13 protein-coding genes and 1 tRNA gene are annotated in these 17,571 nt (G+C 62.4%); all 14 read left to right on the top strand.

Features of this window, described 5'->3' with window-relative positions:
* The first annotated feature begins 149 nt into the window (after positions 1-149).
* Positions 150-848: a hypothetical protein gene (locus AUL33_RS21240; RefSeq protein WP_062213302.1), complete on the top strand. Its 699-nt coding sequence runs from the start codon at positions 150-152 to the stop codon at positions 846-848.
* 111 nt (positions 849-959) lie between these two features.
* Complete coding sequence (locus tag AUL33_RS21235; RefSeq protein ID WP_192843256.1) at positions 960-1,712, top strand: 3-deoxy-manno-octulosonate cytidylyltransferase; 753 nt, start codon at positions 960-962, stop codon at positions 1,710-1,712.
* Between the two features lie 54 nt (positions 1,713-1,766).
* Positions 1,767-1,842 (top strand) — tRNA-Trp (locus AUL33_RS21230).
* A 131-nt stretch (positions 1,843-1,973) separates the two neighbouring features.
* The gene (gene secE / locus AUL33_RS21225; RefSeq protein ID WP_062213295.1) at positions 1,974-2,174 is read left to right on the top strand and encodes a preprotein translocase subunit SecE; all 201 of its coding nucleotides are present in this window, start codon (positions 1,974-1,976) and stop codon (positions 2,172-2,174) included.
* A 23-nt stretch (positions 2,175-2,197) separates the two neighbouring features.
* Positions 2,198-2,728, top strand: coding sequence for a transcription termination/antitermination protein NusG (nusG, locus tag AUL33_RS21220; RefSeq protein ID WP_062213290.1), 531 nt, complete (start codon positions 2,198-2,200; stop codon positions 2,726-2,728).
* Positions 2,729-2,869: 141 nt separating this feature from the next.
* Complete coding sequence (gene rplK, locus AUL33_RS21215; RefSeq protein WP_062213286.1) at positions 2,870-3,298, top strand: 50S ribosomal protein L11; 429 nt, start codon at positions 2,870-2,872, stop codon at positions 3,296-3,298.
* A 4-nt stretch (positions 3,299-3,302) separates the two neighbouring features.
* Positions 3,303-4,004, top strand: a complete 702-nt coding sequence (rplA, locus tag AUL33_RS21210; protein WP_062213282.1) for a 50S ribosomal protein L1 — start codon at positions 3,303-3,305, stop codon at positions 4,002-4,004.
* 368 nt (positions 4,005-4,372) lie between these two features.
* Positions 4,373-4,891 (top strand): 50S ribosomal protein L10, encoded by a 519-nt coding sequence (rplJ, locus tag AUL33_RS21205; protein ID WP_062213279.1) that lies wholly within the window; start codon positions 4,373-4,375, stop codon positions 4,889-4,891.
* A gap of 52 nt (positions 4,892-4,943) precedes the next feature.
* Entirely contained in the window at positions 4,944-5,318 is a 375-nt protein-coding gene (rplL, locus tag AUL33_RS21200; protein WP_062213274.1) for a 50S ribosomal protein L7/L12, read from the top strand.
* A gap of 284 nt (positions 5,319-5,602) precedes the next feature.
* Positions 5,603-9,760 carry a DNA-directed RNA polymerase subunit beta gene (gene rpoB, locus AUL33_RS21195; protein WP_062213272.1) on the top strand — a complete coding sequence of 1,386 codons (4,158 nt, stop codon included), beginning with the start codon at positions 5,603-5,605 and terminating at the stop codon, positions 9,758-9,760.
* A gap of 142 nt (positions 9,761-9,902) precedes the next feature.
* A complete protein-coding gene (gene rpoC / locus AUL33_RS21190; RefSeq protein WP_062213269.1) occupies positions 9,903-14,099 on the top strand; it encodes a DNA-directed RNA polymerase subunit beta' in 4,197 nt (1,398 codons plus the stop codon).
* A 406-nt stretch (positions 14,100-14,505) separates the two neighbouring features.
* Complete coding sequence (rpsL, locus tag AUL33_RS21185) at positions 14,506-14,877, top strand: 30S ribosomal protein S12 (protein WP_019998957.1); 372 nt, start codon at positions 14,506-14,508, stop codon at positions 14,875-14,877.
* 37 nt (positions 14,878-14,914) lie between these two features.
* Positions 14,915-15,385 carry a 30S ribosomal protein S7 gene (gene rpsG / locus AUL33_RS21180; RefSeq protein ID WP_062213265.1) on the top strand — a complete coding sequence of 157 codons (471 nt, stop codon included), beginning with the start codon at positions 14,915-14,917 and terminating at the stop codon, positions 15,383-15,385.
* A 30-nt stretch (positions 15,386-15,415) separates the two neighbouring features.
* Positions 15,416-17,506, top strand: a complete 2,091-nt coding sequence (fusA, locus tag AUL33_RS21175; RefSeq protein ID WP_062213262.1) for an elongation factor G — start codon at positions 15,416-15,418, stop codon at positions 17,504-17,506.
* Positions 17,507-17,571: the final 65 nt, after the last annotated feature.

The following is a 17,571-nucleotide window of genomic DNA, read 5'->3' as shown; positions in this document are numbered from 1 at the left end:
ACTGCTGAGACCATGAGACGGGCCCTTCGGGGCCCGTTTTCGTTTGCAGGTCGCGAACGGACCGCAAGCCCAAGTTTGGAGGCGTTCTCGCTTGTGGCGCTCCGAGCCGGCGATTAGAAACCCAGCACACAGACTTCAAGGATCGTCCCATGCCGGCAGACATCGCGCGCATCTTCATCGGCTTCGACTCGAAGGAGGTCGTCGCCTACCACGTGCTGGCGCAGAGCATCATCGAGCACGCGACGGTGCCGGTGATGTTCTCGCCGATCGTGCTGCCGCACCTCGACGCGACCTTCAAGCGTGAACGCAACGCGTTGCAGTCGACCGAGTTTTCGTTTTCGCGCTTCCTCGTCCCCTATCTCAGCGGGTTCGAGGGCTGGAGCCTGTTCATGGACTGCGACATGCTTATGCGCGCCGACATCGCTGAGCTGTGGTCGCTGCGCGACGAGCAGGCCGCCGTCATGTGCGTCCAGCACGACTACCAGCCCAAGGTCGAGACCAAGTTCCTTGGGCAGGTGCAGACCAAGTACGAAAAGAAGAACTGGTCGAGTGTCATGCTCTTTAACAACGCGCGCTGCCGCGCACTGACTCCTGATTTCGTCAACACCGCGACCGGGCTGGAGCTTCACCAGTTCAAATGGCTGGACAGCGATGCCGAGATCGGGTCCCTGCCGCCGGCCTGGAACTGGCTGGTCAACGAATACGATCACGACCCGGCAGCCAAGAACGTCCACTTTACCGATGGCGGCCCGTATTTCGACGAGTATCGCAACGACGACTATGCCGACGAATGGTTCGCCACGCATGAGCGCATGCTGCATGTCACGCAACGCTCCGCGTCGGCCTGAGGAATGAGTGCCCTGACGCTGCCGCAGGATGGCGAGGCCGATGCGCATCGCCGTTGGCGCGAGGTCTTCGCGGCTTACCCGGTCATCGTCCTCATCGCCAACAGCGATGCCGTGGAGATCGGCGCGCTTCGTCGGGACTACGGGGAGGACGCGCTCTTCGTCTTCTTCAACAAGGTCTACAAGGTTCTGAACGCACCGTTCGACGGTCCGGCGCTGCTGGTCGCACGGTCCGGTCCCGCCGGTGCCAACATCGTCTATCGCCGGGAGGTGGCGGACGTCGTTCGTCTCGTGCGTTCGCCTCGCTTCCTTGGCATCTGCAATTTACGGGCAGGCGGGCACGAGCGGTTCAGCCCGGCTGCCGAGTTCGGCGTTCCGGACCCGGTCGGCCATCTCGACCTCACCGCCGGGTTCGAGGGCTTCTATCCAGCCAGCCACGTGGCCACGAGCGGCTTCGCACTTGCGGTCTTCCTGTGCGAGCAGCGGCTAAATGCGCGAATCGTTCTCGCCGGCTTCACCGCGAAACGATCGACCCGCTGGAAGCTCTTCGCCGATCACGACTGGACGTTCGAGCAGATCGTGCAGCGCCTGCTGGTTCGGGCGGGACGCCTCGAATCGGCGAACATTGTCGCCGATGACTTGCTTCATCCCATTCATCAGCGGTTCCCCGAGATCGCGCCGGCGGCTGTCGGGGCCGTGGCCGCCGAGGTGCTGGCGGAGCGTCTAGAGACCGCCAATCTGGCGATCGACGACCTCATCCGCCTGACCCGGCCGCAGCGCCGCTTCGACGGCTGGCTGAAGGGGTTGAAGCCGAAGACGCGCAAGGCGAAGATAGCCGCAGCCGCGACCATGTCGGACAAGGCATGATAGCGCTTGCAAATCTCGCCGTGGCGGACTAATCGGAAATCCGCTTCGGCGCGTAGGGGTATAGCTCAGTTGGTAGAGCGGCGGTCTCCAAAACCGCAGGCCGTAGGTTCGAGCCCTACTGCCCCTGCCATTTTCTTCCCAATCGAAATGTCCGGTCGGCCCTTGTGAATCGCTGAGGGTCCGTTTATGTAGTTTTTAACAGACACGTGGCGCGTGGGGCTGGTCAAACAGCTTTTACGTGCCTACTGCCGTGAGCGGTATATGGCTACTAAGACAAATCCATTCTCGTTCCTTCAGCAGGTTCGGGCCGAAGTCGCCAAGGTGAGCTGGCCGACCCGCCGGGAGACGATGATCTCGACGATCATGGTTTTCGTCATGGTGGCGTTTGCCGCTGCGTTCTTTTTCGTCGCTGACCAGCTGATCGGTTTCCTGGTCGGCTACGTCATGAGCGCCGGACGCTGATCGCAGATACAAGCAGGAATTTCATGACCGCTCGTTGGTACATCGTGCAGGCCTACTCGAATTTCGAGAAGAAGGTGGCGGAGTCGATCGAAGAGCAGGCTCGTCAGAAGGGTCTGTCCGATAAGTTCGAGAAGATCCTCGTGCCGACCGAAAAGTTCGTCGAGGTTCGCCGCGGTCGCAAGGTCGATTCCGAGCGCAAGTTTTTCCCGGGTTACGTTCTCGTCAAGGCCGAGCTGACCGATCAGGTCTTCTCGATGATCAAGAACATCCCGAAGGTGACGGGGTTTCTCGGTCCCGACAACCGCCCCGTTCCGATCTCCGAGGCGGAAGCTACGCAGATCCTCAGCCAGGTTCAGGATGGTGTCGAGCGTCCGAAGCCGACGGTGTCCTTCGACATCGGCGAGCAGGTCCGGGTTTCCGATGGCCCGTTCGCTTCGTTCAACGGTATCGTTCAGGAAGTCGACCAGGAGCGTGCGCGCCTGAAGGTCGAGGTCTCCATCTTCGGCCGCGCGACCCCGGTCGATCTCGAATTCGGTCAGGTCGAAAAGGTCTGACCAGTCGGGCGGCTCGCCGCCCGTTCCGTGCGGAAGGCGAGGGTGGCTTTAGCCGGTCACCGGAACCGTACCGCACTCCTGCGACGGCTGCATGTCAGCCAGACAGCCGGTCCGTCCGGCCCAGTATGAAGGCAGAAGCTTATGGCTAAAAAGATAGCAGGCCAGCTCAAGCTGCAGGTCAAGGCCGGCTCGGCGACTCCGTCGCCGCCGATCGGACCGGCGCTCGGTCAGCGCGGTATCAACATCATGGAGTTCTGCAAGGCGTTCAATGCGCAGACCCAGGAAATGGAGAAGGGGTCGCCGGTTCCGGTCGTCATCACCTACTTCGTCGACAAGTCCTTCACCTTCCAGATGAAGACGGCTCCCGTGAGCTTCTTCCTCAAGAAGGCCGCTGGCCTGACCGCGGGTTCCAAGGAGCCCGGCAAGGTCAAGGCCGGTTCGGTGACGCGCGAGCAGGTTCGCGAGATCGCCGAAAAGAAGCTGAAGGATCTGAACGCGAACGACGTTGATGCGGCGATGCTCATGATCGAGGGCTCCGCCCGGTCGATGGGCCTGGAAGTGGTGGGCTGAGACGATGGCGAAGATTGGCAAGCGCACCGTCAAGGCTCGTGAGGGCATCGACCGCGAGAAGCTTTATGATCTCGCAGAGGCGATCAGCCTTCTGAAGGATCGCTCGACCGCGAAGTTCGACGAGACGATCGAAGTCGCGATGAACCTCGGCGTCGATCCGCGTCATGCGGACCAGATGGTTCGCGGCGTCGTGAACCTGCCGAACGGCACGGGCCGTACGGTTCGCGTTGCGGTGTTCGCGCGCGGTGACAAGGCCGCCGAGGCTCTGGCCGCCGGTGCCGATATCGTCGGTGCCGAAGACCTCGTCGAGAAGGTTCAGGCCGGACAGATCGATTTCGATCGTGCGATCGCGACCCCCGACATGATGGGTCTCGTCGGCCGTCTCGGCAAGGTGCTCGGCCCGCGCGGCCTGATGCCGAACCCGCGCGTCGGCACCGTGACGCCGGACGTGGCAGCCGCCGTCACGGCGTCGAAGGGAGGCGCCGTCGAGTTCCGCGTCGAGAAGGCCGGTATCGTTCATGCCGGCGTCGGCAAGGCGAGCTTCGGTGCCGAGGCGCTCCTGGAGAACATCCGCGCCTTCGCCGATGCGGTTCAGAAGGCCAAGCCGACGGGCGCCAAGGGCAACTACGTCCAGCGCGTCGCGGTGTCCTCGACCATGGGCCCCGGTATTAAGATCGACCCCGCGACGGTTCGCGCCGGCGCCTGAGATTGATCGAAGGCCGCACTTGTCTTAAGTGCAGGCCTTCCAACGAAGTTCCGGGGCGCGCAAGCGTCCCGGCGACAGGCGAGGCCCTTGGGCTTCGCTTCTCCTGTCCGAGATTGTGGGCGACGCTCCGATTCCTGTCGGTTCGTCTTAATCGTCCAGCCTGCATGAGACGGGGAATGATCCGAATTCGTCGATCGTCAGATCGAGACCTTCGGTTCGAACCTCTGAATGCCTTGCGCCATCTACAGGTTCCATTACGGATCCAGGGAAGCCAAGGGGACAGGATCCTCGAGCGTCGTCCGGTTCGCCGGGCGGCAAAAGGCAACCGGAGCACATCCGCGAGGGTGGGCTCCTACTGGAGAGTGGCAGTGGACAGAGCGGAAAAGCGCGAGTTCGTCACTGAGCTCAACGAGACCTTCAAGGCCTCGGGAGCGATCGTGGTGGCACGCTACGCCGGTCTCACCGTCGCGCAGATGAACGACCTTCGGTCGAAGATGCGCGCGCAGGGTGGCACCGTCAAAGTCGCGAAGAACCGCCTCGCCCAAATCGCTCTTCAAGGCACGGACGCCGAAACGATCTCGGAGCTGTTTCAGGGCCAGACCCTGATTGCATACTCCAACGATCCGATTGCGGCTCCGAAGGTGGCCAACGACTTCGCTAAGGGGAACGACAAGCTCGTAATCCTCGGCGGTGCGATGGGCACCACCGCTCTCGACGCGGAAGGGGTGAAGGCTTTGGCCGCCCTTCCGTCGCTCGACGAACTGCGCGGCAAGTTGCTCGGCATGATTCAGACGCCGGCAACCCGCATCGCAGCCGTCGTGGCCGCGCCCGCAGCTCAGCTTGCGCGCGTGTTCGGGGCATATGCCAAGAAGGACGAAGCGGCCTGAGGCTTGTTCCTCGCTGCATTCAACAAGTTCGAACCAACCAAGGAAGACTACTATGGCTGATCTCGCCAAGATCGTTGATGACCTGTCGGCCCTGACCGTCCTCGAGGCCGCCGAGCTCTCGAAGATGCTCGAAGAGAAGTGGGGCGTCTCCGCAGCCGCTCCCGTTGCAGCAGCCGCTGCCGGCGGTGGCGCACCGGTCGCCGAAGTCGAAGAGAAGACCGAGTTCGACGTGATCCTCGTCGAAGCCGGCGCTCAGAAGATCAACGTCATCAAGGAAGTCCGTGCGATCACGGGTCTGGGCCTCAAGGAAGCCAAGGATCTCGTTGACGGCGCGCCGAAGCCCGTCAAGGAAGGCGTCAACAAGGACGAAGCTGCGAAGATCAAGGATCAGCTCGAGAAGGCTGGCGCCAAGGTCGACGTCAAGTAAGACTGCCTTTTTGGCATCTTACTGAACCCAAAACTGGTGGGCGGGACGGCATTTTGCCGTTCCGCCTTCCGTGCTGGCGGATGAGGGACCGAATCAGTCCCGTCGCTTCGCGAGTGGTGCGCGTCTTCCGAGGTCCCTGCCGGGGTCTTGGGAAGACGCGGACCGGCCGGGTAACCGGCCGAGCCCATCCCGGTCCGTTCGCGGCGGATCCGGTGAGCCTCCCTCGGGAGGACATGAAATTTCAGCCCTTCGGTCAAGGGCGCTGACGAGAGCAAGGAGCGACGATGTCTCAGACGACGACGTTTAGCGGTCGCAGGCGCGTACGCAAGTTCTTCGGGTCGATCCCGGAAGTTGCCGAGATGCCCAATCTGATCGAGGTCCAGAAGGCCTCCTACGATCAGTTCCTCATGGTGAAGGAGCCCGAAGGCGGCCGCCCGGACGAGGGCCTGCAGGCCGTGTTCCGCTCCGTCTTCCCGATCTCCGATTTCTCCGGGCATTCGATGCTCGAATTCGTCAAGTACGAGTTCGAGCAGCCGAAGTTCGACGTCGACGAGTGCCGGCAGCGCGACATGACCTTCGCGGCGCCGCTGAAGGTGACCCTGCGCCTCATCGTGTTCGATATCGATGAAGATACCGGCTCCAAGTCCATCAAGGACATCAAGGAGCAGGACGTCTACATGGGCGACATGCCGCTGATGACGTCGAACGGCACGTTCATCGTCAACGGCACCGAGCGCGTCATCGTCTCGCAGATGCACCGTTCGCCGGGCGTGTTCTTCGATCACGACAAGGGCAAGTCGCACTCGTCGGGGAAATTGCTCTTCGCCGCGCGCGTCATTCCCTATCGCGGGTCGTGGCTCGATATCGAGTTCGACGCGAAGGATGTCGTGTTCGCGCGTATCGATCGCCGCCGCAAGATTCCGGCGTCCAGCCTTCTGATGGCGCTCGGCATGGACGGCGAGGAGATCCTCTCGACGTTCTACAACATCATCCAGTTCCAGAAGGAAAAGGGCAAGGACGGCTGGCGCGTGCCGTTCTCCGTCGAGCGCGTGCGTGGCCAGAAGGCCGTGACCGATCTCGTTGACGCCGACAGCGGTGAAGTGCTGGTCGAAGCCGGCAAGAAGGTCACCGCGCGCCAGGCGCGGCAGATGAAGGACAAGGGCGTCGTCGCCCTTCGCGCCACCGAGGAGGATCTCTACGGCAACTACCTGGCGGAGGACATCGTCAACTACCAGACGGGTGAGATCTATCTCGAGGCCGGCGACGAGATCAACGAGAAGAGCCTGAAGGTTCTGATCGATGCGGGCCACGAGACCCTGCAGGTCCTCGACATCGACCACGTGACGGTCGGCGCCTACATCCGCAACACGTTGGCCGTTGACAAGAACGCCAGCCGTCAGGATGCGCTGTTCGACATCTACCGCGTCATGCGTCCCGGTGAGCCGCCGACGATGGAGACGGCGGAGGCCATGTTCAACTCGCTGTTCTTCGACAGTGAGCGCTACGACCTGTCCGCCGTCGGCCGCGTCAAGATGAACATGCGTCTTGACGTTGCCGCCGAGGACACCGTGCGCGTGCTGCGCAAGGAAGACATCCTTGCCGTCGTTCGTACGCTCGTTGACCTGCGCGATGGCAAGGGCGAGATCGACGACATCGACAATCTCGGCAATCGCCGCGTTCGGTCGGTCGGCGAATTGATGGAGAACCAGTACCGCGTCGGTCTGCTCCGCATGGAGCGGGCGATCAAGGAGCGCATGTCGTCGGTCGAGATCGACACGGTGATGCCGCAGGACCTGATCAACGCCAAGCCGGCGGCGGCGGCGGTGCGCGAGTTCTTTGGATCCTCGCAGCTCTCGCAGTTCATGGACCAGACGAACCCGCTCTCCGAGATCACGCACAAGCGTCGTCTCTCGGCGCTTGGTCCAGGTGGTCTGACGCGCGAGCGCGCCGGCTTCGAAGTGCGCGACGTGCACCCGACGCATTACGGTCGCATCTGCCCGATCGAAACGCCGGAAGGCCCGAACATCGGTCTGATCAACTCGCTGGCGACCTTCGCCCGCGTGAACAAATATGGCTTCATCGAGAGCCCGTACCGTCGCGTCGTCGATGGCAAGGTGACGATGGACGTGGTCTATCTGTCGGCTATGGAGGAAGCCAAGCATCACGTCGCGCAGGCGAACGCGGTGCTGACGGGCGACATGCGCTTCGAGGAAGAGCTGGTCATCTGCCGTCACTCGGGTGACGTCTTCATGACGCCGCGCGAGAACGTCGACCTCATGGACGTGAGCCCCAAGCAGCTCGTGTCGGTCGCGGCGGCGCTCATTCCGTTCCTCGAGAACGACGACGCGAACCGCGCACTCATGGGCTCGAACATGCAGCGTCAGGCGGTGCCGCTGGTGCGTGCCGAAGCGCCGTTCGTGGGAACCGGCATGGAGCCGATCGTCGCCCGCGACTCGGGTGCCGCGATCGGTGCTCGCCGGACCGGCATCGTCGATCAGGTGGACGCGACGCGTATCGTCATTCGCGCCATGGAAGATCTTGAGGCCGGCAAGTCCGGCGTCGATATCTACCGCCTGATGAAGTTCCAGCGCTCGAACCAGAACACCTGCATCAACCAGCGTCCGCTGGTGGCGGTGGGTGATCGCGTGCGCAAGGGCGACATCATCGCGGACGGCCCGTCGACGGATCTCGGCGATCTCGCTCTCGGCCGGAACGTGCTCGTCGCGTTCATGCCGTGGAACGGCTACAACTACGAGGACTCGATCCTCCTCTCCGAGCGCATCGTCGCCGACGACGTCTTCACCTCGATCCACATCGAGGAGTTCGAGGTCATGGCGCGTGATACGAAGCTCGGTCCGGAGGAAATCACGCGTGACATTCCGAACGTCTCGGAAGAAGCGCTGAAGAACCTCGACGAAGCCGGCATCGTCTATATCGGTGCCGAGGTTCAGCCGGGCGACATCCTTGTCGGTAAGATCACGCCGAAGGGCGAGAGCCCGATGACGCCGGAGGAAAAGCTTCTCCGCGCCATCTTCGGTGAGAAGGCCTCCGACGTCCGCGACACGTCGAACCGTATGCCTCCGGGCACTTACGGCACGGTGGTCGAGGTGCGCGTGTTCAATCGGCATGGCGTCGAGAAGGACGAGCGCGCCATGGCGATCGAGCGCGAGGAGATCGAGCGTCTCGCCAAGGATCGCGACGACGAGCAGGCGATCCTCGACCGCAACGTCTACGGCCGTCTCGTCGAGACGCTGGACGGGCGCACCGGCATCGCCGGGCCGAAGGGCTTCCGCAAGGGCGCCCAGATCTCGCCAGACGTGATGAACGAGTATCCCCGCTCTCAGTGGTGGATGTTCGCCGTCGAAGACGAGAAGATGCAGGCCGAGATCGAGGATCTGCGCAACGTCTACGACCAGGCCAAGAAGACGCTCGAGCAGCGCTTCATGGACAAGGTCGAGAAGGTGCAGCGGGGCGACGAACTGCCACCCGGCGTCATGAAGCAGGTCAAGGTCTTCGTCGCCGTGAAGCGCAAGATCCAGCCCGGTGACAAGATGGCCGGTCGTCACGGCAACAAGGGCGTCGTCAGCCGTATCGTGCCGGTCGAGGACATGCCCTTCAACGCCGACGGCACGCATGTCGACATCGTTCTGAACCCGCTCGGCGTGCCCTCGCGCATGAATGTCGGTCAGATCCTCGAGACGCATCTTGGCTGGGCCTGCGCCGGCATGGGCCGCAAGATCGGCGAGATGCTGGATGCCTACCAGCAGTCGCACGATGTGTCGCCGCTGCGGGCCGAGATCGCCGACATGCTCGGCGACAGCGATCGCAACGAGAAGGTGAAGGACTACGACGACGCGTCCGTGATCACGCTGGCCAAGCAGATGCGCCGCGGCGTGTCGATCGCGACGCCCGTGTTCGACGGCGCGGTCGAGGCCGATATCGTCGAGATGCTGGAGAAGGCCGGTCTCAACGGTTCGGGACAGGTCACGCTCTACGACGGTCGTACCGGCGAGGCATTCGATCGTCAGGTGACGGTCGGCTACATCTACATGCTGAAGCTGCACCATCTGGTGGACGACAAGATCCACGCCCGTTCGATCGGCCCGTACTCGCTGGTCACGCAGCAGCCGCTTGGCGGCAAGGCGCAGTTCGGCGGCCAGCGCTTCGGCGAAATGGAGGTGTGGGCGCTCGAAGCCTACGGCGCCGCCTACACGCTGCAGGAAATGCTGACGGTGAAGTCGGACGACGTAGCCGGTCGCACGAAGGTCTACGAGTCGATCGTTCGCGGCGACGATGCGTTCGAGTCCGGCATTCCTGAGAGCTTCAACGTTCTCGTGAAGGAAATGCGCTCGCTCGGGCTCGACGTCGATCTGTCGAACTCGGTCGCGGATCTCGCCAATGCCGGATCGGTCCTCGAAGGGCTTCCGAACGCGGCCGAATAGGCCGCCTCGCAAACGCCGCCTTGCGCGGCCATGATCGGCGCTTTCGCACCCGAAAGCGCCGATCAGACGTTGCGGATCATTCTGGCGCCGGCCCCGCCCGGCGCGTCTTGGGGGCGCTGATGCCCCAAAAGGAGACAGCACCATGAATCAAGAGGTCATGAATCTCTTCAATCCTCAGGTGCAGGCGCAAACTTTCGACAGCATCCGGATCTCGCTCGCGAGCCCTGAGAAGATTCTGTCCTGGTCGTTCGGCGAGATCAAGAAGCCCGAGACGATCAACTATCGTACCTTCAAGCCCGAACGCGACGGCCTGTTCTGCGCGCGGATCTTCGGGCCCATCAAGGACTACGAGTGCCTGTGCGGCAAGTACAAGCGCATGAAGTACAAGGGCATCATCTGCGAGAAGTGCGGCGTCGAGGTCACCCTCTCGCGCGTGCGGCGCGAGCGCATGGGTCATATCGAGCTGGCCGCGCCGGTTGCGCACATCTGGTTCCTGAAGTCGCTTCCGAGCCGCATCGGCACGCTTCTCGACATGACGCTCAAGGATATCGAGCGCGTCCTGTATTTCGAGAACTACATCGTCACCGAGCCCGGTCTGACGGCCCTGAAGGAGCATCAACTCCTTTCGGAAGAAGAGTACATGATCGCCGTCGAGGAGTACGGCGAGGATAGCTTCACGGCGCTGATTGGCGCCGAGGCGATCCAGGAGCTCCTGGCTTCGATGGAGCTCGAGAAGATCGCCGGCGAACTTCGTGCCGATCTCGCGACGACGACGTCCGAGCTGAAGACGAAGAAGCTGATGAAGCGGCTGAAGATCGTCGAGAACTTCCTCGAGTCTGGCAACCGTCCCGAGTGGATGATCATGAGCGTCGTTCCGGTGATCCCGCCGGACCTGCGCCCGCTCGTCCCGCTGGACGGCGGCCGCTTCGCCACGTCCGATCTGAACGATCTCTATCGCCGCGTGATCAACCGCAACAACCGCCTCAAGCGGCTGATCGAGTTGCGCGCCCCCGGCATCATCATCCGCAACGAGAAGCGCATGCTTCAGGAGGCGGTGGACGCGCTGTTCGACAATGGCCGTCGCGGCCGCGTCATCACGGGCGCCAACAAGCGCCCGCTGAAGTCGCTGTCGGACATGCTGAAAGGCAAGCAGGGTCGGTTCCGCCAGAACCTGCTCGGCAAGCGCGTCGACTATTCCGGCCGTTCGGTGATCGTGACCGGTCCCGAGCTGAAGCTGCACCAGTGCGGCCTGCCAAAGAAGATGGCGCTCGAGCTGTTCAAGCCGTTCATCTACGCGCGGCTGGACGCCAAGGGCTATTCCTCGACCGTGAAGCAGGCGAAGAAGCTCGTCGAGAAGGAGCGTCCCGAGGTCTGGGACATCCTGGACGAGGTGATCCGCGAGCATCCGGTGTTGCTGAATCGCGCGCCGACGCTGCATCGTTTGGGCATCCAGGCGTTCGAGCCGATCCTGATCGAGGGCAAGGCGATCCAGCTTCACCCGCTGGTCTGCACGGCCTTCAACGCGGACTTCGACGGCGACCAGATGGCGGTGCACGTGCCCCTGTCCATCGAGGCGCAGCTCGAGGCGCGCGTCCTCATGATGTCGACGAACAACATCCTGCATCCCGCGAACGGGCTGCCAATCATCGTGCCGTCGCAGGACATGGTGCTCGGGCTCTACTATCTCTCGATCATGAGCGAGAACGAGCCGGGGCAGGGAATGGCCTTTGCCGATATCGGCGAGCTGGAGCAAGCTCTCTTCACGAAGGCGGTGACGCTGCACACGAAGATCCGTGGGCGCGTGAAGTCGATCGATGCCGAAGGCAAGCCGACGTCGAAGATCTACGAGACGACGCCGGGCCGTCTGCTCATCGGCCAGCTGCTGCCGAAGAACCACAAGATCCCCTTCGACATCTGCAACGAGCTGATGACGAAGAAGAACATCTCGAAGATGATCGACAGCGTCTACCGTCATTGCGGGCAGAAGGACACGGTGATCTTCTGCGACCGCATCATGCAGCTCGGCTTCAAGCACGCCTGCACAGCGGGCATCTCGTTCGGCAAGGACGACATGGTCATCCCGGACTCGAAGCCGCGGATGATCGGTGAGACGCAGGCGCTCGCGAAGGAATACGAGCAGCAGTACAATGACGGCCTGATCACTCAGGGCGAAAAGTACAACAAGGTGGTCGACGCCTGGGCCAAGTGCACGGACAAGATCGCCGACGAGATGATGAGCCGTATTCGTGCGGTCGAGTTCGACGAGACCGGTCGTCAGAAGCAGATGAACTCGATCTACATGATGTCTCACTCGGGCGCCCGTGGCTCGCCGACGCAGATGCGTCAGCTGGCGGCGATGCGCGGCCTGATGACCAAGCCTTCGGGCGAGATCATCGAGACGCCGATCATCTCGAACTTCAAGGAAGGTCTGACCGTTCTCGAGTACTTCAACTCGACGCACGGCGCCCGTAAGGGTCTGGCGGACACGGCCTTGAAGACAGCGAACTCGGGGTACCTGACGCGTCGTCTCGTCGACGTCGCGCAGGATTGCATCATCACGCAGACCGACTGCCAGACCCCGAACGGCCTGACGATGCAGCCCATCGTCGATGCCGGTCAGGTCGTGGCGACGCTCGGCCAGCGGATCCTCGGTCGTACGGTGCTCGAAGACATCCTGAACCCGGTCACGGGCGAAGTGCTGGTCGAGGGCGGCCGGACGGTCGAAGAGCGCGATGTCGACATCATCGAGAAGGCAGGCGTCCAGTCGGTGAAGATCCGTTCGGCGCTGACCTGCGAAGTGCGGACCGGCATCTGCGCGGTCTGCTACGGACGCGATCTGGCTCGCGGCACGCCCGTCAACATGGGCGAAGCCGTCGGCGTCATCGCGGCGCAGTCGATCGGCGAGCCCGGCACGCAGCTGACGATGCGCACCTTCCACATGGGCGGTACGGCACAGGTGGTCGATCAGTCCTTCCTCGAAGCGTCGTACGAGGGCACCGTCCACATCCGCAACCGCAACGTGGTTCGGGACTCGGACGGGCGTCTGGTGGCGATGGGCCGCAACATGGCGATCCTTATCCTCGATCCGTCGGGCAAGGAGCGGGCTTCGCATCGCGTGACCTACGGTTCGCGCATCTTCGTGGATGACGGCGATCAGGTTCGTCGCGGCCAGCGCATCGCGGAATGGGATCCCTACACCCGTCCGGTGCTGACCGAGCTCGACGGCGTCGTCGAATTCGAGGATCTGGTCGAGGGGCTTTCGGTCTCCGAGCAGGCCGACGAGTCAACCGGCATCACCAAGCGTCAGGTCATCGACTGGCGGGCCAACCCGCGCGGTTCCGATCTGAAGCCGGCGATGGTCATCCGCACCAAGGACGGTGCGGTCGCCAAGCTCGCTCGTGGCACGGATGCGCGCTACTTCCTCTCGGTGGACGCACTTCTGTCCGTCGAGCCGGGCTCGACGGTTCGCGCAGGCGACGTGCTGTCGCGTATTCCGATGGAGTCGGCGAAGACGAAGGACATCACGGGCGGTCTGCCGCGCGTGGCGGAACTCTTCGAAGCCCGTCGTCCGAAGGACAACGCGGTCATCGCGGAGATCGACGGGACGATCCGGTTCGGACGCGACTACAAGAACAAGCGTCGGATCATCATCGAGCCGCACGAGGACCTGGTCGAGCCGGTCGAGTACCTGATCCCGAAGGGCAAGCCCTTCCACCTTCAGGAAGGCGACATCATCGAGAAGGGCGATCACATCCTCGACGGCAATCCGGCGCCGCACGACATCTTGGCTATTCGCGGCGTAGAGGCTCTCGCCTCCTACCTCGTGAATGAAATCCAGGAGGTCTATCGGTTGCAGGGCGTGTTGATCAACGACAAGCACATCGAGGTGATCGTTCGCCAGATGCTGCAGAAGGTCGAGATCGTCGAGTCCGGAGACAGCGGCTACATCCCAGGCGACAATGTCGACCGGATCGAGCTGGCGGAGCTGAACGAGAAGCTCGAGGAGGAGGGCAAGAAGCCCGCTTCCGGCAACCCGGTGCTTCTTGGCATCACCAAAGCCTCTCTGCAGACGCCGTCCTTCATCTCGGCGGCTTCGTTCCAGGAGACCACGCGCGTCCTCACGGAAGCGGCCGTGGCCGGCAAGATGGACACGCTGCAGGGCCTGAAGGAGAACGTCATCGTGGGTCGCCTCATTCCGGCTGGTACCGGCGGAATGATGACGCAGGTCCGTCGCATCGCGACCTCGCGCGACGACCTGATCCTCGACGACCGCCGCAAGGCGTCGAACGTGGCATCCGCCGACCGGATGCTGACCGACATGACCGACGCCGCCGAGTAAGGCTTTAGGTCCGACACTGATGAGGGCCGCCGGTGGGGCGGCCCTTTTTCGTCGAACGGCACCGGTTGTGGTCCTCTTTGGGCGTCCATTGGCGATGTCAAGCCGAAGGCTGGCACCGGCCTTGACGACTCTCGACAGAATCGTTAAACACCGCCCAACAGAGCCGATGTGAGGCAAGCTTTCCGAGGACGACTAGTCCGGGACCAGCGCTTCAAACAAGGCTTCGTTCAACGAGACGTACCATTGCTGGCGCATGATCGCGGTTTTGCCCGTGATCCTCTGTTTCGTTCCGGGCTGTCCTCCTATTACGGAGGTCGACGCCCGGTTTCGCGTATGAGCTGAACGGCTCGAATCGCGGCATGTGCCGATCGTTTCGAACCGAGATTTGAAGAGAAGGAAGGTTGGAATGCCGACCATCAACCAGTTGATCCGGAAGCCCCGCGTTCGCCCGAGCGAGCGCAATACGGTTCCGGCCCTCCAGGCCAATCCGCAGAAGCGCGGCGTTTGCACCCGCGTCTACACGACGACCCCAAAGAAGCCGAACTCGGCTCTTCGTAAGGTTGCCAAGGTCCGTCTGGTCAATGGCTTCGAAGTCATCGGCTACATCCCGGGCGAGGGGCATAACCTTCAAGAGCACTCCGTGGTCATGATCCGTGGCGGTCGCGTCAAGGATCTTCCCGGCGTGCGGTACCACATCATCCGCGGCGTGCTCGATACGCAGGGCGTGAAGGACCGTCGCCAGCGTCGTTCGAAGTACGGCGCCAAGCGTCCGAAGTAAGCTTCGCCAGACCGATCGAGATTTGAGAGACCAATAGATGTCACGTCGTCACTCTGCCGAAAAGCGCGAGATCAATCCGGATCCTAAGTTCGGCGACCTTATCGTCACGAAGTTCATGAACGCCGTCATGTACGATGGCAAGAAGTCGACTGCCGAGCGCATTGTTTACGGTGCCTTCGACGTCATGACCGAGAAGACCCGCCAGGATGCCATCGGCATCTTTCATACGGCGCTCGACAACGTCGCGCCGCATGTCGAAGTCCGGTCGCGCCGCGTCGGTGGTGCGACGTACCAGGTTCCCGTCGACGTTCGTCCCGAGCGTCGTCAGGCTCTGGCGATCCGCTGGCTGATCACCGCTGCGCGCAATCGCAACGAGACCACGATGGTCGATCGCCTGTCCGGCGAACTGATGGATGCCGCGAACAACCGTGGTACGGCCGTCAAGAAGCGCGAAGACACGCACCGCATGGCGGAAGCGAACCGCGCCTTCTCGCACTACCGCTGGTAATTCTCGCTTCCGTCCGAAAGGCGTCGCCCCATGGCTCGCGAATACAAGATCGAAGACTACCGTAATTTCGGCATCATGGCTCACATCGATGCTGGAAAGACGACGACCACCGAGCGGATCCTCTACTACACCGGCAAGTCCCATAAGATCGGCGAAGTCCACGACGGCGCCGCGACCATGGATTGGATGGAGCAGGAGCAGGAGCGCGGCATCACGATCACGTCTGCCGCGACGACGACGTTCTGGGAAGGTCGCGACGGCAAGAAGCGGCGCTTCAACATCATCGACACGCCCGGCCACGTCGACTTCACGATTGAAGTCGAGCGTTCGCTTCGCGTTCTCGATGGTGCCATCGCGCTGCTGGACGCCAATGCTGGCGTCGAGCCGCAGACCGAGACGGTCTGGCGTCAGGCCGACAAGTATCACGTGCCGCGTATGATGTTCGTCAACAAGATGGACAAGACCGGCGCCGATTTCTACCGCTGCGTTGAGATGGTGAAGACCCGTCTCGGTGCTCGTGCGATCGTCGTGCAGCTTCCGGTCGGCGCCGAGAACGAGTTCAAGGGCGTCATCGACCTGATCGAGATGAACGCGCTGATCTGGCGCGACGAGACACTCGGCGCCCAGTGGGATGTGACCGAGATCCCGGCCGACATGGTCGACAAGGCGAATGAATATCGCGAGCTGATGATCGAGGCCGCCGTCGAGGTCGACGAGACCGCGATGGAGAACTACCTGAACGGCGAGATGCCGAACAACGAAGAGATCCGCAAGCTGATCCGCAAGGGCACCTGCGACGTCTGGTTCACGCCGATCTTCTGCGGTTCGGCTTTCAAGAACAAGGGCGTTCAGCCCCTGCTCGACGGCGTCGTGGACTTCCTGCCGTCGCCGATCGACGTGCCGGCCATCAAGGGCATTGATCCAAAGACCGACGCAGAGGTGACTCGCGTTTCGTCCGACGAAGAGCCGCTTTCGATGCTCGCCTTCAAGATCATGAATGACCCGTTCGTCGGCTCGCTCACCTTCTGCCGTCTCTACTCCGGCAAGCTTACCAAGGGCACCGGCGTTCAGAACACGGTGAAGGAGAAGAAGGAGCGCATCGGTCGCATGCTGCAGATGCACTCCAATTCGCGTGAAGACGTGGAAGAGGCATATGCTGGCGACATCGTGGCTTTGGCAGGCCTGAAGGACGTCACCACGGGCGATACCCTGTGCGATCCGCTCAAGCCGGTCATCCTCGAGCGCATGGAATTCCCCGATCCGGTCATCGAGATCGCGATCGAGCCGAAGACCAAGGGCGATCAGGAGAAGATGGGCCTCGCGCTCAATCGTCTCGCTGCCGAAGATCCTTCGTTCCGAGTCAAGACGGACGAGGAGTCGGGCCAGACGATCATCGCCGGCATGGGTGAGCTTCACCTCGACATTCTCGTCGACCGCATGCGTCGCGAGTTCAAGGTCGAGGCGAACATCGGCGCTCCGCAGGTGGCTTACCGCGAGACGATCACGCGCGGCGCCGACGTCGACTACACGCACAAGAAGCAGACCGGTGGTACGGGCCAGTTCGCCCGCATTAAGATCCACATCGAGCCGGGCGAGCCCACCACTGGCTTCGTGTTCGAGTCGAAGGTCATCGGTGGTGCCGTTCCGAAGGAATACATCCCGGGTGTTCAGAAGGGTATCGCTTCGGTGATGACCTCCGGGCCGCTCGCCGGCTTCCCGATGGTCGACATCAAGGCGGAACTGCTCGACGGCGCCTACCACGACGTCGACTCTTCGGTTCTTGCCTTCGAAATCGCATCTCGTGCCGGTTTCCGCGAGGCCATCCAGAAGGCCGGTCCGAAGCTTCTCGAGCCGATCATGAAGGTCGAGGTCGTGACGCCCGAGGATTACGTTGGTGACGTGATCGGCGATCTGAACAGCCGCCGCGGTCAGATCCAGGGCACGGAAGCTCGCGGAATTGCCACCGTGGTCAATGCGATGGTTCCCTTGGCCAACATGTTCGGCTACGTGAACACGCTGCGGTCCATGTCGCAGGGTCGCGCTCAGTACACGATGCAGTTCGACCACTACGAGCAGGTGCCGAACCAGGTCGCGGAAGAAATCCAGAAGAAGTTCGCCTGACGCACGTCTAGCGAAGGCGAAACCCTCGGGCTCGTCGAGCCCAATGAAATTGATGGAGAGCCACG

It is taken from the genome of Aureimonas sp. AU12, from assembly GCF_001463705.1.
GTDB lineage: Bacteria > Pseudomonadota > Alphaproteobacteria > Rhizobiales > Rhizobiaceae > Aureimonas.
Note: the sequence above shows the minus strand (reverse complement) of the source record. Positions and strands in the feature narration are given on the sequence as shown.

Excerpts from the sequence above, each read along its gene's own strand:
- rpoB (WP_062213272.1), top strand. The coding sequence starts at position 5,603 with ATGTCTCAGACGACGACGTTTAGCGGTCGCAGGCGCGTACGCAAGTTC.
- rplL (WP_062213274.1), top strand. The coding sequence starts at position 4,944 with ATGGCTGATCTCGCCAAGATCGTTGATGACCTGTCGGCCCTGACCGTC.
- rpsL (WP_019998957.1), top strand. The coding sequence starts at position 14,506 with ATGCCGACCATCAACCAGTTGATCCGGAAGCCCCGCGTTCGCCCGAGC.
- fusA (WP_062213262.1), top strand. The coding sequence starts at position 15,416 with ATGGCTCGCGAATACAAGATCGAAGACTACCGTAATTTCGGCATCATG.
- rplA (WP_062213282.1), top strand. The coding sequence starts at position 3,303 with ATGGCGAAGATTGGCAAGCGCACCGTCAAGGCTCGTGAGGGCATCGAC.
- rpsG (WP_062213265.1), top strand. The coding sequence starts at position 14,915 with ATGTCACGTCGTCACTCTGCCGAAAAGCGCGAGATCAATCCGGATCCT.
- rplK (WP_062213286.1), top strand. The coding sequence starts at position 2,870 with ATGGCTAAAAAGATAGCAGGCCAGCTCAAGCTGCAGGTCAAGGCCGGC.
- nusG (WP_062213290.1), top strand. The coding sequence starts at position 2,198 with ATGACCGCTCGTTGGTACATCGTGCAGGCCTACTCGAATTTCGAGAAG.
- AUL33_RS21240 (WP_062213302.1), top strand. The coding sequence starts at position 150 with ATGCCGGCAGACATCGCGCGCATCTTCATCGGCTTCGACTCGAAGGAG.
- rpoC (WP_062213269.1), top strand. The coding sequence starts at position 9,903 with ATGAATCAAGAGGTCATGAATCTCTTCAATCCTCAGGTGCAGGCGCAA.
- secE (WP_062213295.1), top strand. The coding sequence starts at position 1,974 with ATGGCTACTAAGACAAATCCATTCTCGTTCCTTCAGCAGGTTCGGGCC.